The following is a 17,719-nucleotide window of genomic DNA, read 5'->3' as shown; positions in this document are numbered from 1 at the left end:
ATTGTTGTTGTCGATAGACTGCTTTTGGCCGATTTCTGCCGGTAGCGACCGACAGAAATCGACCAAATACCAGCGAGCACCGGCAAGAATCGGAGATCAGTGCGGCGCACGTTTTCGAAGTTGCGCATGTGGGTGACATTGGGCCAGGCCGCGGTGCGGTTGCCCCATAGACGCAGGCCGGTGCCGTAGGAATTGAAGACGGTGGTGGCGCCGTCGATGCGTGCGGTGAGTGGCCGTTCCAGGCCGATGACGCTCAGCAGTGGTTGGTTGGAGCGGGCCCATAAGTAGCCATAAGAACGTGACCGTCCGTTAGACCGCGCTGGAATGCGCCGCAACCTCCATGGGATGATCGCCCCCCACCGCGAGACCGACCATCCCTGGAGTTTCTGAATGTCATTGTTGAGTAAAAAAGCCGTTGCCCTTTTGTTGACGGCGGCTGCCAGTCTGGGAGCGCTGAATGCGCAGGCCGCCAAGGCCACTGCCAGCGATACCGCGCCCGCACAGACCGTCTCGATGCTCGGCGGCAAGTTCAAGTTCACCCTGCCCAAAGGTTTCATCGCCAACCCGCTGCCTGCCGGCGACGCGTCCACCGGCACCGCTGGGGCAACGGGCACCATGTACACCAATCAGGCCACTAAAACCGTAGTGATCGCGGCTGAAAACACTATCCCCGGCGGCCTCAACGTCAAAGACAACGACGGTCAGTTCCTCGACTCCGCGGCGTCTGACTTCGCCACCGAACAAGCCACGGCGCTGCCGGACTTCACCAAGCTCAGCGAAAAAAGCCTGACCCAGAAAGGCACTGGCCTGGGGCTGCGGCAGATCGACAGCACCGCCACCCAGGGCGGCGGCAAAACCCTCGACACCACAGTGATGGCCGCGTCTAACACGCGCATGGCGATCGTTCAGGTGATTTCCCGCCTCAGTGACAATGCTGGCCACGAGACGCTGGTCAAACAGATCGTCTCCGGCAAGTAAGCATCAGGGATTGAGGCGCTGCAACCACGCGCTCAAGTCCTGCATTTCGGCCGCACTGATGGTGTGACCGACGCCAGGGTAGGCATGAAATTCAGGCTTGAGTGACAGGCTCTGCAACAGGCTGTCGGCCTCCGTACCATCGATGTACGGAAGGCGTTTGTCCGCGGTGCCATGACCAATGAAAATCGCCAGCTTCTGGCGGTTTTCATCGGGTTTCAGTTCGGACTGGAGCACCGGCAGAATCCGCCCGCTCAATGCCGCGATCCCGCCGACCGCCGCAGGATGACGCAACGCCACCTCGTAGGACATGATCGCGCCCTGGCTGAAACCGACCAGGAACACCTTGTTCGGTTCGGTGTGATATTTCTTCGCCGCCTGTGCGACGAAATCCAGCAAGACCTTGCCGCTGTTTTTCAGATCATCGGTCTCACCGTTGTAGGCACCGTTGCCCTTCTGGCGAAACCACTTGTAACTGCCCTCCTCCATCACCATCGGCGCCCGCACCGACAGGAAGTTGTAGGACGCGGGCAACTCATCCTTGATGTCGAACAAATCCTGCTCGTTACTGCCGTAACCGTGGAGGAAAATCACCAAGGGCTGATCGCGCGATTCGATATTGGCCTGCTCCAGATACTTGAGCGGCAGATCGGTTTGCAGCGGGATTTGAGCGTGGACGGCGGTGGACGCCAGGAGTGTCAGCAGAGCGAGAAACTTCAACATAAACCTTCCTTCACAAGTGCAGGATTCGGCGCAGAGCCTAACACTGTGAAGCTGACAGGGCATATTCGGTGTTGCTAAAGCCGCCATCGCGGGCAAGCCCCCCCCCCCCGGGGCATGGCTTACAATGCATTCCAAATGTGGGAGCGGGCTTGCCCGCGATGAGGCCCTGAAAAACAACGAAAATTCTTAGTCGTTGATGAGTTTCCCAACCCGAATCGGCTCACGCCCCGCCACTTTCGCCTGCCATGTACCCGGTTGGGTGTAGCGCCCACGATCGATGGCAAACAATACGCCACTGGTTCCGGCGCAAACTGTGGTGACCCGATCATTCAGCGGATCGACCACTTCAAACAGCGCATCCCCCTTCTCCACCCACTCACCGGATTCGCGCAAGAAACTGACGACCCCATGATGCGGCGCGAACAGGTATTGGGTGCCTTCGAACGGCATGCCTTCACAGCATTCGCTCGGTGCCGCAGGCCAAGTGCCTTTGATGAAACCTTGCTCGGCGAGGAAGCCGAGAATCGCCTCGCAATTGGCTTGAGCCTGATCGACTCGCGTATCACCCATGCTGCCCAGCTCCAGCGTCGTCGCCAGGTTGGCCGGCGGGATCGCGGCCTCAGGGAAAGCCCTTGCCAGGCGCAACCACGGCGTTGAACACGACTCATCGAATGAGCTGCCGCCGGATTCTTCACAGAGCAACGCCACCCCGGCCTTCAAACGCGCCGCCAGGGATTGCCACTGCGGCCAGTGTTGCGGCAAGGCATACAGATGAATCGCCGCGTCGAAATCACAATGCAGGTCGAGGGTGATATCGGCATCACAGGCGTGGCGCAGCAGCAAGCGGTGCATGGCTTCGAGCTGCGAGGTCGGTGCCGGCAAGCCGTCGAGTACGTGGCCCATAGTCTGGCGAATCAGCGCAATGTTGGCAGCCGCGTCACTGCCCAAGCGATCACCAATCAACTTGGCCAACGGTGCGCTGAGTTCGACGAAGGAGCGGTTGAAGTTCTTGCCGCTGCCCAGCTCGAAGCGGCCCATGTGGCTGCCTTGCAGGTGCTGATCGAGGCCAATGGGGTTGGCCACCGGAACCAGTTCGATCACGCCCTGCAACTGACCCTGGGCTTCGAGTTCGGTCAGACGCTTTTTCAGCTCCCAGGCCGTGCGCATGCCCGGCAGTTCATCAGCGTGCAGGCTGGCCTGGATGTAGACCTTGCGAGTGCCCGCGCCATAACGAAACACGCTGAGGGTGCGTTCGGTGCCCAGGTGGCTCCAGGGCAGTGAATGGTCGATGCGTTGCATGGGGTGCTCCTGTGTTCGCGTGCTACGCAGAATAAATCATCAAGGCATAAAAAAAGTGGCAACCGCGTCAACGGTTGCCACTTTTTTGAACGGCGTGATTACTGGCCGTAAACGTCAAAGTTGAAGTACTTGTCTTGCACTTGCTTGTACTTGCCGTTGGCGCGGATGTCGGTGATGGCGGTGTTGAATTTTTCTGCCAGGGCGGTATCGCCCTTGCGCACAGCAATACCGGCGCCGCCGCCGAAGTACTTGGCGTCTTCGTAGGTTGGGCCAACGAAAGCGAAGCCTTTACCGGCGTCGGTTTTCAGGAAACCGTCGTCCAGGTTGACCGAGTCGGCCAGCATCGCGTCGAGACGACCGGCGACCATGTCCAGGTTGGCTTCCTGCTGCGAGCCGTAACGAACCAGATTGATACCGGCCGGCACCAGCACTTCAGTGGCGAAGCGGTCGTGGGTACTGGCGCGCAGCACACCGACTTTCTTGCCTTTGAGTTCGGTCAGCGGGTCTTTGATGTCGGTGCCTTCCTTCATCACGAAGCGCGCCGGGGTGTGGTAGTACTTGATGGTGAAGTCGACGTTCTTTTTGCGATCGTCGGTGATGGTCATGGACGACAGGATCGCGTCGATTTTCTTGACCTTCAGGGCCGGGATCAGGCCGTCGAACTCTTGCTCGACCCAGGTGCACTTCACTTTCATCTGCTCGCACAGCGCGTCGCCGATGTCCACGTCGAAGCCGGTGAGTTTGCCGTCAGGGGTTTTCATCGAGAATGGCGGGTAACCGGCTTCGATACCGAGGCGGATCGGCTTGGCGTCTTCGGCCACAGCCGTCAGGGACAACATCGACAGTGCCAGGGCACCGAACATCACTAGCTTCTTCATTTATAACTCCTGTGTGCGGAGGTTTTTATTGGCAGCTTTCGATTGGCTTTCGGTAGCGGCTTCCGATTGGAGAGCACCGAAGTGGCCGGCAGCCTAGAGCGGCTTCATGAGGGTAAATTGTGTTTAGGCGACAAATACTTATAGAAAAGTGGCCGACGGATTCGAGCCCCTTGAAGCGTGCGCCAAGCCAGTGCAAAGACTGTAGGACAAGCCCTTTTTTCAGACAAAACCTACAAGCAAAAACTACAAGAGAGCCCTTATGCCTACGTTGAACCTGATCCAGCACCACCCTGCCGAAGGTCCCGGCGCCATTGCCACTTGGGCTGCGTCCCGAGGTTTGACGCTGAATGTGTTTCGCGCTGACCTCGGCCAGTTGCCGCCGTCGAGTGCAGCCCCCGTGATCCTGTTGGGCGGGCCTTATGAGTCCAACGCCGGGCCAGCGTGGCTGGAAGCCGAACGTCAGTGGTTGGCGGGCAGTCTGGATCAAGGCGCGGCGGTGTTTGCGATTTGTCTGGGGGCGCAGTTGCTGGCGCTGAGCCTGGGCGGGAATGTGCGGCGGATGGATCGCACGGAAACCGGATGGACGCCCGTGACCTTTGTCGATGGCCAGACATTGCAGGTGCTGGAATGGCACGAAGACGCCATCGACCTGCCGCCCAACGCGCAGTTGCTGGCCAGCAGTGATCAGTGCGAGCAGCAGATGTATCGCGTCGGGTCGACGCGGGTGGGTTTGCAGTTTCATCCGGAGTGGACGGCTGAATCGGTGGCCACGCTCAATGAACACTTTGGCGACGAGTCACCGCTGCCCCGGGGTCAACAGGACAGCGCCGCCTACGCAACCGTGTTTGAGTGGTTGCAGGCGACGCTTGATGGGTGGTGGGCATCCGTTTAGAAGCAAGATCAACAGATCGCAGCCTCGTTTCACTCGACAGCTCCTACAGGGGATCGCGTAGACCTGTAGGAGCTGTCGAGTGAAACGAGGCTGCGATCTTTTCGGCTATATCAACATTCGCAACCAATGGCGGTGGTGTTGAACGGTTGCACCCACACACTCAACTCAAACCCTTCATCCAGCCAACCGGTCACTCCGCCGATCATTTCCTTGACCGGGTAACCCAGCGCCGCCAGTTTCACCGCCGCCTTGTTGGCACCGTTGCAGTGGGGCCCTGCGCAATACACCACGAACACGCTGGTTTTCGGGTAGGCCGCCAGGCCTTCAGCGGTCAGTAGTCGCCCCGGAATGTTGATCGCTCCCGGCACATGACCACGCTCGAACGCGAGCGGGCCGCGCACGTCCACCAGGACAAAATCCACTTCGCCGGCCTGTTGGCTGCCGTGGACGTCGGAACAGTCGGTTTCGAAGGTCAGGCGGTTGCTGAAATGCATCAGGGCGATGGCCGATGGGGCGGCGGGAATCTCGCGGACGAGGCTGGTCATGGGCTGTACTCCAAAGTCTGTGTGGGTGTGGGAAGACTTTATCCGCCCGACGCTTGCGGCTACAGTGGCGCACAAGACACTCACCGGGAACTTTCCGCCAAATGCAGCCTACCCCTGGATTGGTCGCGATTCTGGCCTATGACGGCCTTTGTACATTCGAGTTCGGCATCGCTGTGGAGATCTTCGGCCTGGCCCGTCCGGAGTTCGACTTCCCTTGGTACGAGCACCGGATCGCCGCCGTTGATCAGGGCCCGATGCGCGCCATGGGCGGCATTCAGGTACTGGCCGATGGCGGCATGGAGCTGCTCGAGGACGCCCGGACCATCATCATTCCCGGCTGGCGTGATCGCAGCGCCCCAGTGCCTGAGGCATTGATCGCGGCCCTGCGCTAGGCCCATGAGCGGGGTGCGCGGCTGCTGTCGATCTGCTCGGGTGTGTTCGTGCTGGCGGCCACCGGTTTGCTCGACGGTCGCGGCGCCACCACGCACTGGCGCTACACCGCTGAGTTGGCCGAGCGTTTTCCGAACATTCTGGTCGATCCGGACGTGCTCTATGTCGATTCAGGTCAACTGATCACCTCGGCCGGCAGCGCTGCCGGTATCGATGCCTGCCTGCACTTGGTGGCGCGGGACTTCGGCACGCAGGTGGCCAATTCGGTGGCGCGACGGCTGGTGATGTCGCCACAACGCACCGGCGGCCAGGCGCAGTTCATTCCGACACCGGTCAGTCCTACGCCTCGTAGCGATTTGTCCCGCGTCATGCAGTGGGCACGCGAGCGTTTGCATGAACCGCTGGAGGTTCGCGAGCTGGCGAGTGAGGCGGCCATGAGTGAACGGACGTTTCTGCGCCGCTTCACTGAAGCCACCGGCATGCCGCCCAAAGCCTGGTTACAGCACGAACGCCTGGGCCGGGCCCGCGAGCTGCTTGAGAGCACGAACCAGAACACCGACCAGATTGCCCAACACTGCGGTTATCGCTCGGTGGAGAGTTTTCGGGTGGCGTTTCGCGGCGTGGTAGGGGTGCCGCCGTCGGTGTATCGGGAGCGGTTTGGTCGGGAGTCAAAGGCGATTTTTTGAGGTGTTCTTTAGACCCCATCGCGAGCAAGCTCGCTCCCACAATTGACCGAGTTGTCTGGACGGTCGCGGTCTATGTGGGAGCGAGCTTGCTCGCGATGAGGCCAGCCCAGACACCCATTTTCTCAAGGCTTGCGCAACAGATAGGTATCCATAATCCACCCATTCTCCAACCGAGCGGCCTTGCGCACCCGTTCGATCTCATCCGCCACATCCTTGAGCTTGCCGCTGATCAGGATTTCATCCGGCGTCCCCAGGTAGGCCCCCCAATAAATCTCTGTCTCCTGATCCGCCACCCGGTGGTAGGAATCTTCTGCATCCAACATCACCACCAGGCTGTCGGCATCGCTCACCTGCCCCGCCGCCAGACGTCGGCCAGTGGTGATTTCAATCGAGCGGCCAATGCGGTTCAGCGGCACCCTGTGCTGCGCCGCCAGCGCCTGGACACTGGTGATGCCGGGGATCACATCGAACTCGAAGACGCACCGGCCCGAGGTCAGAATCGCCTGCAAGATCCGGATCGTGCTGTCGTACAACGCCGGATCGCCCCACACCAGAAAACCGGCGCACTGGTCGTCAGTCATTTCCTCGCTGATCAACCGCTCGAAGGTCTGCTGCTTGGCCAGGTTCAGGTCTTCCACGCTGGCCTTGTAGTCCACATCACCGCGTTCGCGCTCCGGGCTGTGGGCTTCGACAAAGCGGTAGTCGCGATCGGTGATGTAGCGCTCGCAGATCTCGCGGCGCAGGTCGATCAGTTTGTCTTTGCTCTGGCCCTTGTCCATGAGGAAAAACACGTCGACTAGGTTCAGCGCTTTCACGGCTTGCATCGTGATGTAGTCGGGATTGCCGGCGCCGATGCCGATGACCAGAAGTTTTTTCATCAATGTGCTCCCTCAGGGTCAGTGCCCAGCAAGCGTAAGCGCCAGCGGCCGTTGAACCGCAACTCGATGGCCGACAGCGGTTCAACGTCGATCAGGTTGAACGCTGCGCCTTGCAGCACCTGCGTCAGCGCGGCGCGCATGACAAACGGATGGGTGATGGCGACGATGTGCCCCGGTGCGGCCTCCAGCGTTTTCAGCCACGCGGCCACCCGCTCGCTGAGTTGCACCACCGACTCGCCACCATGGGGCGCCGAATTCGGGTCATCGAGCCAGATCTGCAGCGTTTGCGCTGCGGTTTTTTGCAGATCATCGATCCGCGCGCCTTTCCAGTACCCGAAATCGCAATCCCTCAATGCCTCGACAATCTCCACGTCGCTGCCGAACAGCTCGGCGGTTTGCCGGGTTCGCAGTTCAGGTCCACACACCAGTCGCGGCGTCCCTTTGAACTGAGTGCGACGCGATCCCTTTGCCGATTGCCAATCCATCTCTAGTGGCTCATTCGTAGGAAAACACGCCAATTTTTGTGCGACGGTTCGAGCGTGGCACATCAAGGTCAAACGGGTTGCCTGCACGAAGGATCACTCTGTCGATGGAAATTGAAAACGGCGTCACGCCGCGAATAATTGCCCAATTGTGCCGCAAGAAGCGCGATCCAGGGCGTTTCGTTTGATCCGGCCATCCAGGTTCGAAAACTTGATACACCTGAAAAAATCGGCGATATCCGACACCACTAAGGGCGATGGCCTACAAGCTCAGTCGACTTCCATGTAGCCCAAGGCCCACGGGCTTTTCGCCCTATTTTTGGGCTCTAAATAACCATGAAAAAATTCACTAGACATGTTGAGTCCGCTACATAAATACTGTTTTAGCAATTTATGAAATGAAACCGACATATCCATCCAGCAGGAGCCCGGATGCCTTCTCTCAGAGATCTGATCACCGATCCCGACCTGGAACTTACGCCGTCGGAACGCAAAGTCATCCGTGCCTTGCTGGACCAGTACCCACGTAACGGACTGGGCCCAATGTCACGTTTGGCCGAACATGCCGGTGTCAGCGATCCCACCATCGTGCGACTGGTCAAAAAACTGGGTTTCAGTGGTTATGCCGATTTCCAGGATGCCCTGCTCAGCGACATGGACCACCGCCTCCGTTCCCCCAGCGCCCTGTTGCAGCCTCGTGCTCATCTTCAGAAAGGCGACGCCTGGAGCCATTATCTGGCGGACAGCCATCGAGCGCTCGCGGACACCCATGCGCTGACCCAACCCGAAGATGTGCGGATTCTGGTGGAATGGCTGCTCGACGCCCGCCATCAGGTGCATTGCTTCGGGGGGCGCTTCAGCAGTTTCCTCGCCAATTACTTGCTCAACCACCTGCGCCTGCTGCGTCCAGGCTGTTTCGCCCTGGAAGACAACGCGCAACTGCCTGACCGATTGTTCGACGTGCAACGTCAGGACGTGGTGCTGGTGTTCGACTATCGCCGCTACCAGTCACAGGCCCTGCGCGTGGCCAATGCGGCGAAAAGTCGATATGCACGCGTGGTGTTGTTCACCGACATCTATGCTTCACCGTTGCGCGAAATGGCCGACCTGATTATCAGTGCGCCGGTGGAATCGGTGTCGGCCTTCGACACCCTGGTTCCGGCGCTGGCCCAGGTCGAGGCGCTGATCGCCTGCCTGACCCTGCGCAGTCCGGATCTGGCCGATCGCCTGGAAGGCATCGACGCCCTGCGGACCGACTTCGACACCCACCTGCTGGAGGATAAATAAGGATGTTCACGCTCCCCCACCACTCGCCTCGGGATTTGCCATTCGTCACCGATCACACAGCGCTGCTGCTGGTGGACATGCAACGCGCCTGGCTTGAGCCGCAGTTCGACCCGCACCTCAACGGGCCAGACGCCGAATACTTCCTGACCCGCACCCACATGCAGGTGGTGCCCAATCAACGCCGGCTGCTCAGCGCCTTTCGCAGCGCCCGGCAAAACGTGCTGCACACGATCATCGAAAGCCTCACCGCCGACGGCCGCGACCGCTCGCTGGACCACAAGCTCTCGGACATGCACTTGCCCAAGGGCAGCCCGCAAGCGCGGATCATCGACGACCTGACCCCGGCAGAAAACGAAATCGTGCTGCCCAAGACCTCGTCCGGGGTCTTCAACTCAACCAACATCGACTACGTGCTGCGCAACCTCGGGACGCGGCACTTGATCATCGCCGGCATCGTCACCGACCAGTGCGTGGACATGGCCGTGCGTGATGCCGCCGACCGCGGTTATCTGGTGACGCTTGTGGAAGATGCCTGCGCGACTTACACGCCCGCGCGGCATCAGGCCTGCCTGGATGCAATCAAGGGTTACTGCTGGATCACCGACACCCAGACCGTACTCGGCCGGTTGCAGGAGATGCGGCCATGAGCGAACGCCTGTTGCCACTGCCCATGACCACCCTCGTCACCACCGACCTGATCGGCGTGACACGCGGGCGCTCCTTTCCCACGGACGAACTCGAGCACTATCAAAGGACGGGGTGTGGCTGGGTGCCGGCCAACAGTGCGCTGACCCCGCAAGACATCATCGCCTACGCCAACCCGTGGGGCGCTTATGGCGATTTGCGGCTGATGCCCGATCTGCCCAGCCGAGTGACGGTCAGTAACGGCCCGGATGCCAACGCTCCGGCGCTGGATTTTATTCACAGTGACATTCGCGAAACCGATGGCCGCCCATGGGGTGCCTGCCCGCGTACGGTGTTGCGCGACGAGGTAGAGCGTTATCGCGCCGAGTTGGGCTTGCAGGTCAATGCGGCGTTCGAGCATGAATTCAACTTGAACACCGGCGACGTTGAGTACCTGGCGTTTTCGCTGCAAGCCCAGCGTCAGGGTGCCGAGTTTGGCGGGTGGCTGCTCAGCGCCCTGCGTGCCGGTGGCGTCGAGCCGGAAATGTTCCTGCCCGAGTACGGCAAGCATCAATACGAAATCACCTGTCGCCCGACCCTGGGTGTGGCCGCTGCCGATCGCGCGGTGAACGTTCGTGAAATCACTCGCGAGATCGCCCGGCAAATGGGCCTGGAGTTGAGCTTCGCGCCCAAGACCTCGGAGCATGCGGTGTGCAACGGCGTGCACCTGCACGTCAGCCTGCTGGACCTGGCTGGCCAACCGGTGATGTACGACGCCGGCACCACCAATGGCTTGTCGACCCTCGGCCAGCACTGGGCCGCCGGCATCCTGCATCACCTGCCCGCGCTCTGTGCGTTTACCGCGCCGACGCCGGTGTCTTACGAGCGTTTGCAGCCTCATCACTGGAGCGCGTCCTATGCGTGCCTCGGGCAACGCAACCGCGAAGCGGCGCTGCGAATCTGCCCGACGACAAGCCTGGGCGGTAAATCGGTGGCGTCGCAATACAACCTGGAATTTCGCGCCATGGACGCCACGTCCTCACCGCACCTGGCCATGGCCGCACTGCTGATCGCCGGTCGGCTGGGCATCGAGCAACGCCTGGCCTTGAACGCGATCACCGATGAAGTCCCCGATGCCCTGCACGAAGAACAACGCCAGGCGCGCGGCATCGTCGCCCTGCCCGCGTCCCTTGCCCAGGCCCTGGATTGCCTGCGCAACAGCGAAGCACTGATCGAGGCCCTGCCGAGCGCGTTGCTGGACACCTACTTCGCCCTTAAAAACGAGGAACTGACGCTGACGGAACAGCTGTCGCCCGCCGAACGCTGTGAGCACTATGCGCGCCTGTACTGAATTTGCTGAGCTCGGTCTTTACACCGAGCCTGCGTACACCCTGAGCCGGGAAGACGCTAGTCACCCGTTGATTCTGGTGTGCGAGCACGCCAGCCGTTTTATTCCGGCCGGGTTAAATGACCTGGGCCTGAGTCACGAGGCGGCCCGCGAGCACATTGCCTGGGACATCGGTGCCTTGGCGCTGGCCGAGGGCTTGTCCCAGGCACTGGACGCAACCCTGTTGGCGGCCAATTATTCGCGACTGTTGGTCGATCTCAACCGACCGCGCCAGGCCCCGGACAGCATTCCGGCGCAGAGCGAAATTTATCAGGTGCCGGGCAACCGGGACCTGGACGAAGCCACCCGCGAGTACCGTCGGCAAACCCTGTTCGAGCCGTTTCATGCTCGACTGCACACCTTGATTGACGAACGTGTCGCTCAAGGGCGACCGGTACGGGTGGTGGGGGTTCACAGTTTCACGCCGGTCTATCACGGCCAGCCCCGCGCGCTGGAAGTCGGCGTGTTGTTTGCCCAGGCCAGGGAATATGCCCAGCGCTTGATCGATGGCTTGAGCCAGCATCCATTGAAAGTTGCCGGTAATGAGCCGTACAAAATCAACCCGCTGGGCGACATGACCGTGCCGGTCCACGGCGATGCTCGCGGCCTGGAGTCGGTGTTGATCGAAGTGCGCAACGACCTGCTGCGCACGCCTGAAGACGTCCGTCGCTTTACCGAATACCTGGCACCACTGTTGTAAAGAAATCGCTTCAAACTCGCAGCGTGTAGCTGCGTTCATATCAAGGAGAACGGCTTCATGGAAATAGAAGAATTCGGCTACAAGCAAGAGTTGAAACGCAGCCTGTCACTGACCGACCTGGTGGTGTACGGGATGATCTTCATGATCCCCATCGCACCGTTTGGTGTTTATGGCTACGTCAACGCCGAGGCGCCGGGGCTGGTACCGCTGGCCTACATCATCGGTATGGTGGCGATGCTCTTCACTGCCCTGAGTTACGGCAGCATGGCTCGGGCCTTTCCGATTGCCGGTTCGGTTTATTCCTACGCGCAACGGGGCCTGAACCAGCACGTAGGGTTTATCGCCGGTTGGCTGATGCTCCTCGATTACCTGCTGATTCCACCGCTGCTGTATGTGTACGCGGCCATGGCCCTGAATCATTTGTACCCCGACATTCCGAAGGTCGGTTTCATCCTGGCCTTCCTGGTCAGCGCGACGTTCGTCAATTTGCGGGGCATCACCTTCACCGCTCGAATGAACATCATCTTTCTGCTGGCGCAACTGGTGGTGCTGGGGATCTTCCTGTTCTACGCCTGGAACGCGCTGCACAGTGGCGGCGGTAACGGTCAGCTGACACTGGCGCCGTTATACAACCCCGAAACGTTCAACTTCGCCCTGCTGATGCAAGCGGTGTCGATTGCGGTGCTGTCGTTCCTCGGTTTCGATGCGATTTCCACCCTCGCCGAAGAGATCAAGGGTGACCCGGGCCGCAGCGTCGGCAAGGCCGCGTTGATCACCCTGGTGGTCATGGGCGTGATCTTCGTCGTGCAGACCTGGATTGCGACGGATCTGGCGGCCGGCATGGGTTTCAAATCGGCTGACACGGCGTTTTATGAAATCGCTGAACTCGCAGCCGGCAGCTGGCTGGCAACCCTGACCGCCGTGGCGACGGCGCTGGCCTGGGGCGTTGCGGTGGCAATCACCTCTCAAGCAGCGGTGTCCCGTCTGCTGTTCGGCATGGCCCGAGACGGCAAGCTGCCAAAGGTACTGGCCAAGGTTCACCCCAAACACAACACGCCGTACGTGAGCATCTATCTTGTGGCCGTGCTGTCGCTGGTGATCTGCTACCTGTTCATCAACTCGGTGGACACCCTCACCTCACTGGTGAACTTCGGCGCACTGAGCGGTTTCATGTTGTTGCACCTGACAGTCATCAACTACTACTGGCGTCGGCAGAAATCCGGACAGGTGATCCGTCACCTGATCTGCCCGGTGATCGGCTTCATCATCGTCGCGGCAATCATGTACAACATGGGCGTCGATGCACAGAAGCTCGGCCTGATCTGGATTGCCCTGGGCCTGGTCTACCTGTTTGTGCTCAACAAGGTGGGCATCCGCACGGTACTGCCCGACCCAAGCAACGGCTGACAAGAAAAAGAGCGGCGTCTGACAAAAAATCAGGCGACCGCCGATTTAACGCGTGGAAACCGACAGTGATAGTCAGGTTCGGTGCCAACCGCCGAACCCTGTGATACAGGAGTGCATCCATGCTGGTCTTACGCCCAGTCGAGTTAACCGACCTGCGCCAGTTGCAACAACTGGCGCGCGACAGTCTGGTAGGCGTCACGTCTTTGCCGGACGACACCGAATGCCTGAGCGAGAAGATTCTCGACTCCTGCGCCTCATTCGAAAAAGACGTTGAGGGTCATGGCCCGGAGAACTACTTCTTCGTGCTGGAAGATCTGACCCGAGAGCGTTTGGTGGGTTGCTCGGAGATCCTTGCCACCGCTGGTTTCAGCGAGCCGTTCTACAGCCTGCGCAACCGGCATTTCACCAGTGCCTCGCGGGAGTTGAACATCGAGCATGGCGTGCCCGCGCTGTCGTTGTGCCACGACCTCAGCGGCCATACCTTACTGCGAGGTTTTCATATTGATGCCGCGCTGGTGCGAACACCGTTTTCGGAGTTGCTGTCACGGGCACGGCTGTTGTTCATCGCCGCCCACTCGCAGCGCTTTGCCGAAGCCGTCATCACCGAAATCGTCGGTTTCAGCAGCGATGAAGGGCAATCGCCGTTCTGGGATGCGGTGGGCAAGCATTTTTTCGACCTGCCCTACGTCGAGGCCGAGCGGCTTTGCGGCCTGGAAAGCCGAACCTTCCTCGCTGAACTGATGCCGCAATACCCAATCTACGTACCAATGCTGCCCCAGGCTGCCCAGGAATGCATCGGCCGCATCCACCCCGATGGCCAGGAGGCCTTCGATATCCTCGAACGCGAAGGGTTCGAGACCAACAGCTACATCGACCTGTTCGATGGCGGTCCAACGTTGTATGCGCGCACTCCCGGCATCCGCTCCATCGCCAAGAGCCAGACCGGCACGGCTCGGCTGGGTTCGCCCATCGACGCACGCGGCAGCTATCTGGTGAGCAACGATTCGCTGAAGGACTATCGCGCCATCGTCGCCGATCTGGATTACCAGGCCGGGCAACCTGTGAGGTTGAGCGCCGAAATGTGCGCCGCCCTGAACGTCACCGAAGGCAGCCCGATCCGGCTGATCGCCCTGTGAGCATCACCCGGCCCCGCGCCCAACGACAGCGCCCGAGCGGGCGTGCAGAAGGAGTTGCATCATGATTGTCCGCCCGGTTCACGTCACCGACCTGCCCGCCTTGCTGAACCTGGTGCACCAGGCCGGCCCCGGCTTCACCACCCTGCCGGCCAACGAGGAACGCCTGGCCCACCGGGTACGCTGGGCCCAACGAACCTTCGCCGAACAGGTCGAACGCGCCGATGCCGATTACCTCTTCGTACTCGAAGACGACGATCAGCAACTGGTGGGCGTCAGTGCCCTGGTGGGCGCCGTGGGCCTGCGCGAACCCTGGTACAACTACCGGGTCGGGCTCACGGTCAGTTCGTCACCGGACCTGGGTATTCAACGGCAGATTCCGACGTTGTTCCTGAACAATGAAATGACCGGCCAATCGGAGATTTGCTCGTTGTTTCTGCGACCCGATCAACGCCAGGGCAGTAACGGTCGATTGCTGTCGTTGGGGCGTTTGTTGTTTGTTGCCGAGTTTCCACACCTGTTCGGCGAAAAACTCATCGCCGAACTGCGTGGCAGCGCCGACGAACAAGGCTGTTCACCATTCTGGGACAGCCTGGGCCGGCACTTCTTCAAGATGGATTTCAGTCATGCCGATCACCTGTCGGGCCTGGGCAGCAAGTCGTTCATCGCTGAACTGATGCCACGTCAACCGCTCTACACCTGCCTGCTCACCGAACAGGCCCAGGCCGTGATCGGCAAGGCGCACCCGAACACCGAACCGGCGCTGAAAATCCTCACCGCCGAAGGGTTTGCCCATAAGGGTTACATCGACATCTTTGACGCCGGTCCGGTGATCGAAGCCCCGATCTCGAACATCCGCACCGTGCGCGACAGCCAACCGCTGCTGCTGGCCATCGGCACACCCGACGAGCAGGCCCCGGTGTGGCTGATCCACAATCGTCGCCTGGAAAACTGCCGCATCACCGCCGCCCAGGCCAGGCAGGTGGGCAACAGCCTGATCGTCGACCGCCTCACCGCCAAACGCCTGCAACTGCAACCCGGCAACTCGGTACGCGCCGTGCTGCTGCTCAATCAACAACAGCAGTCGGTGGCGGCGTGACCGACGGTGGTCCATCCGTCTCTACAAAATCGTCATCATCCTTCCTCCGCTCGCGTGATAGCCTTTTGTTCCTTCGGCGTTGACACTTTTGCTCAAGCCCTTCCATTCCCATTGCAGTGGTGGAACTCATATGTCCAGGCTTTCTCATCAAGATTTACGCCGTAACTTTCGCGAGCTGTTCGCTTCCAGCGCCTGCTATCACACGGCGTCGGTCTTCGACCCGATGTCGGCCCGCATTGCCGCTGACCTGGGTTTTGAAGTGGGAATCCTGGGCGGTTCAGTCGCATCGTTGCAGGTACTGGGCGCCCCCGATTTTGCCTTGATCACCCTCAGCGAGTTTGCCGAGCAGGCCACTCGCATTGGCCGTGTCGCCCAATTGCCGGTGATCGCCGATGCCGACCATGGCTACGGCAACGCGCTGAACGTCATGCGTACCATCGTCGAACTTGAGCGCGCCGGCATCGCCGCCCTGACCATCGAAGATACGCTGCTGCCCGCCCAGTTCGGCCGCAAGTCCACCGACCTGATCGGGGTGGCGGAAGGCGTCGGCAAGATTCGTGCGGCACTGGAAGCCCGGGTCGACTCGGAGATGGCGATCATCGCCCGCACCAACGCCGGGATCCTGCCGGTGCAGGAAGTCATCAGCCGTACCTGTCATTACCAGCAGGCCGGTGCGGACGGGATTTGCATGGTGGGCGTGCGGGACTTCGACCACCTCGAACAAATCTCCGAGCACCTGAGCGTGCCGCTGATGCTGGTCACCTACGGCAACCCGTTGCTGCGCGACGATAAACGCCTGGCCGAACTGGGCGTGCGGGTCACCATCGATGGTCACGGCGCCTACTTCGCCGCGATCAAGGCCACGTATGACAGCCTGCGGGAACAACGGCAGATCTTTACTCAGGCGTCGGACCTGAGCGCTACCGAGTTGACTCATACCTATACGCAGCCTGAGGAATACATCCGTTGGGCGGAAGAGTTCATGAGCGTCAAGGAGTAACAGATACCACCGAAGGCTGCGATCTTGATCGCTTGATCGTTCCCACGCACGTGGGAACGATCAGCGGTGAGATTAGTGCTTCGCCAACTCCATAATCATTCGCGACAACAGGTAAATCCGCGGCGCCACGCTCTCAACCTCCGCGTATTCCTCCGGCGTATGAATATTCCCGCCAACAATCCCGAACCCATCCAGCGTCGGTGTACCCACACCCGCTGACAGGCTGGCATCCGCCGCCCCACCACTTCCCTCTTCGGTCAACTTACGGCCAATCTCCCCGTAAATCCCCTGAGCCATCGCCATCAACCGATCCGATTCCGGCGTTTGCGGCATCGGCGGCAATCCGCGCTGAAGTGTGGTGGTGACTTCCGTCTCCGGAATCAGCTTGTCCTTGGAAACCCGCGCCAGGTCCTTCTCGATCCGGTCAAACTCTTCCGGCACCGCCGCCCGCACGTCAGCCTTGGCGGTGGCTTGATCCGGAATGACGTTGGTGCGGTCGCCAGCCTTGAGCACGGTGAAGTTGATGGTGGTTTTCTTCTCCGCGTCGCCCAGTTTGCCAAGCTGCAATATCTGGTGCGCCGCTTCCATGGCAGCGTTGCGTCCCAGCTCCGGTGCGACACCGGCATGAGCCGCCTTGCCCTTGACCTCGACCACGGCGGTGGCACTGCCTTTGCGCCACACCACCAGGCCATCCGCCGGGCGGCCAGGTTCGAGGTTGAGGGTGACGTCGTGGGCCTTGGCGGTTTTCTTGATCAGGTCGGTGGCGATGTCCGAGCCGGTTTCTTCGCTGGCATCGAGCAGGAAGGTGATTTGCGCGTAGTCCTTGAAGTCGAGGTTTTTCAGGACTTTCAGCGCATAGATCCCGGCAACGATGCCGCCCTTGTCATCCATCACGCCCGGCCCGTAGGCGCGGCCGTCCTTGATGTGGAACGGACGCTCGGCGGCCGAGCCTTCCTTGAAGACGGTGTCCATGTGCGCCATCAGCAGGATTTTCGCCTTGCCGGTGCCTTTCAGGGTCGCGATCACATGGCTGCTTTTGTCCGGGGTATTGGGCACAAGCTCGATGGTCGCGCCGAGTTTTTTCAGTTCGTCGATGGCGATGTCGCTGACTTTCGTCAGGCCCGGTTCATAGCCGGAACCGGAGTCGATGTTCACCAAGCGTTCGAGTAACTTCAGGGCTTCGCCTTTGTACTGTTCGGAATCGGCGAGGACTTGTTTGTGCGGTTCGGCGAAGGCAGCGGGAGCGAAAGCGCCGAGGGCGAGGGTCAGGCCAAGGCTGGTGGCCAGCAGGGAGCGAGGAAGATTGAACGTCATGAATCGATCCTTGTTTCGTG

At 60.5% G+C, this 17,719-nt stretch carries 17 protein-coding genes and 1 pseudogene; 11 read left to right on the top strand and 7 right to left on the bottom strand.

Going from position 1 to position 17,719, the window contains the following annotated elements:
- Positions 1-390: 390 nt before the first annotated feature.
- Positions 391-978, top strand: coding sequence for a hypothetical protein (locus MO767_RS00145; RefSeq protein ID WP_282478876.1), 588 nt, complete (start codon positions 391-393; stop codon positions 976-978).
- 3 nt (positions 979-981) lie between these two features.
- Here the strand turns inward: MO767_RS00145 and MO767_RS00140 are convergent, their stop codons facing one another.
- The 3 genes from MO767_RS00140 to MO767_RS00130 form a co-directional block, all read right to left on the bottom strand.
- On the bottom strand, positions 982-1,698 hold the full coding sequence (locus MO767_RS00140; protein ID WP_282478875.1) for a dienelactone hydrolase family protein: 717 nt from the start codon (positions 1,696-1,698) through the stop codon (positions 982-984).
- A gap of 186 nt (positions 1,699-1,884) precedes the next feature.
- Entirely contained in the window at positions 1,885-2,997 is a 1,113-nt protein-coding gene (locus MO767_RS00135) for a succinylglutamate desuccinylase/aspartoacylase family protein (RefSeq protein ID WP_282478874.1), read from the bottom strand.
- 98 nt (positions 2,998-3,095) lie between these two features.
- On the bottom strand, positions 3,096-3,875 hold the full coding sequence (locus MO767_RS00130) for an ABC transporter substrate-binding protein (RefSeq protein WP_282478873.1): 780 nt from the start codon (positions 3,873-3,875) through the stop codon (positions 3,096-3,098).
- Positions 3,876-4,134: 259 nt separating this feature from the next.
- Between MO767_RS00130 and MO767_RS00125 the strand changes: the two genes are divergently transcribed.
- Positions 4,135-4,767: a type 1 glutamine amidotransferase gene (locus MO767_RS00125; protein WP_282478872.1), complete on the top strand. Its 633-nt coding sequence runs from the start codon at positions 4,135-4,137 to the stop codon at positions 4,765-4,767.
- Between the two features lie 110 nt (positions 4,768-4,877).
- Here the strand turns inward: MO767_RS00125 and MO767_RS00120 are convergent, their stop codons facing one another.
- The gene (locus tag MO767_RS00120) at positions 4,878-5,312 is read right to left on the bottom strand and encodes a rhodanese-like domain-containing protein (RefSeq protein WP_282478871.1); all 435 of its coding nucleotides are present in this window, start codon (positions 5,310-5,312) and stop codon (positions 4,878-4,880) included.
- A 101-nt stretch (positions 5,313-5,413) separates the two neighbouring features.
- On the opposite strand from MO767_RS00120, the pseudogene ftrA reads away from it, so the two are divergent.
- A pseudogene (gene ftrA, locus MO767_RS00115) lies at positions 5,414-6,388 on the top strand (transcriptional regulator FtrA).
- Between the two features lie 122 nt (positions 6,389-6,510).
- Here the strand turns inward: ftrA and cobF are convergent.
- A complete protein-coding gene (gene cobF, locus MO767_RS00110; RefSeq protein ID WP_282478870.1) occupies positions 6,511-7,266 on the bottom strand; it encodes a precorrin-6A synthase (deacetylating) in 756 nt (251 codons plus the stop codon).
- On the bottom strand, positions 7,266-7,838 hold the full coding sequence (locus MO767_RS00105) for a histidine phosphatase family protein (protein ID WP_282478869.1): 573 nt from the start codon (positions 7,836-7,838) through the stop codon (positions 7,266-7,268). The genes cobF and MO767_RS00105 overlap by 1 nt, the downstream gene beginning before the upstream one ends.
- A gap of 342 nt (positions 7,839-8,180) precedes the next feature.
- On the opposite strand from MO767_RS00105, the gene MO767_RS00100 reads away from it, so the two are divergent.
- The 8 genes from MO767_RS00100 to MO767_RS00065 all read left to right on the top strand — a co-directional run bounded on the left by MO767_RS00100 (position 8,181) and on the right by MO767_RS00065 (position 16,385).
- On the top strand, positions 8,181-9,035 hold the full coding sequence (locus MO767_RS00100; RefSeq protein WP_282478868.1) for a MurR/RpiR family transcriptional regulator: 855 nt from the start codon (positions 8,181-8,183) through the stop codon (positions 9,033-9,035).
- 2 nt (positions 9,036-9,037) lie between these two features.
- Positions 9,038-9,682, top strand: a complete 645-nt coding sequence (locus MO767_RS00095; protein ID WP_282478867.1) for an isochorismatase family cysteine hydrolase — start codon at positions 9,038-9,040, stop codon at positions 9,680-9,682.
- Positions 9,679-11,010: a glutamine synthetase family protein gene (locus MO767_RS00090; protein WP_282478866.1), complete on the top strand. Its 1,332-nt coding sequence runs from the start codon at positions 9,679-9,681 to the stop codon at positions 11,008-11,010. Before MO767_RS00095 ends, MO767_RS00090 begins: the two co-directional genes overlap by 4 nt.
- Complete coding sequence (locus MO767_RS00085; RefSeq protein ID WP_282478865.1) at positions 10,994-11,746, top strand: N-formylglutamate amidohydrolase; 753 nt, start codon at positions 10,994-10,996, stop codon at positions 11,744-11,746. Before MO767_RS00090 ends, MO767_RS00085 begins: the two co-directional genes overlap by 17 nt.
- Positions 11,747-11,803: 57 nt before the next feature.
- Positions 11,804-13,153, top strand: coding sequence for an APC family permease (locus MO767_RS00080; protein ID WP_282478864.1), 1,350 nt, complete (start codon positions 11,804-11,806; stop codon positions 13,151-13,153).
- A gap of 119 nt (positions 13,154-13,272) precedes the next feature.
- A complete protein-coding gene (locus MO767_RS00075; protein WP_282478863.1) occupies positions 13,273-14,289 on the top strand; it encodes an arginine N-succinyltransferase in 1,017 nt (338 codons plus the stop codon).
- Between the two features lie 61 nt (positions 14,290-14,350).
- Positions 14,351-15,385, top strand: a complete 1,035-nt coding sequence (gene astA, locus MO767_RS00070) for an arginine N-succinyltransferase (RefSeq protein ID WP_282478862.1) — start codon at positions 14,351-14,353, stop codon at positions 15,383-15,385.
- 130 nt (positions 15,386-15,515) lie between these two features.
- A complete protein-coding gene (locus MO767_RS00065; protein WP_282478861.1) occupies positions 15,516-16,385 on the top strand; it encodes an oxaloacetate decarboxylase in 870 nt (289 codons plus the stop codon).
- Between the two features lie 72 nt (positions 16,386-16,457).
- Here the strand turns inward: MO767_RS00065 and MO767_RS00060 are convergent, their stop codons facing one another.
- Entirely contained in the window at positions 16,458-17,699 is a 1,242-nt protein-coding gene (locus tag MO767_RS00060; protein ID WP_282478860.1) for a M20/M25/M40 family metallo-hydrolase, read from the bottom strand.
- Positions 17,700-17,719 lie beyond the last annotated feature (20 nt).

It is taken from the genome of Pseudomonas sp. UYIF39, from assembly GCF_029963765.1.
GTDB lineage: Bacteria > Pseudomonadota > Gammaproteobacteria > Pseudomonadales > Pseudomonadaceae > Aquipseudomonas.
Note: the sequence above shows the minus strand (reverse complement) of the source record. Positions and strands in the feature narration are given on the sequence as shown.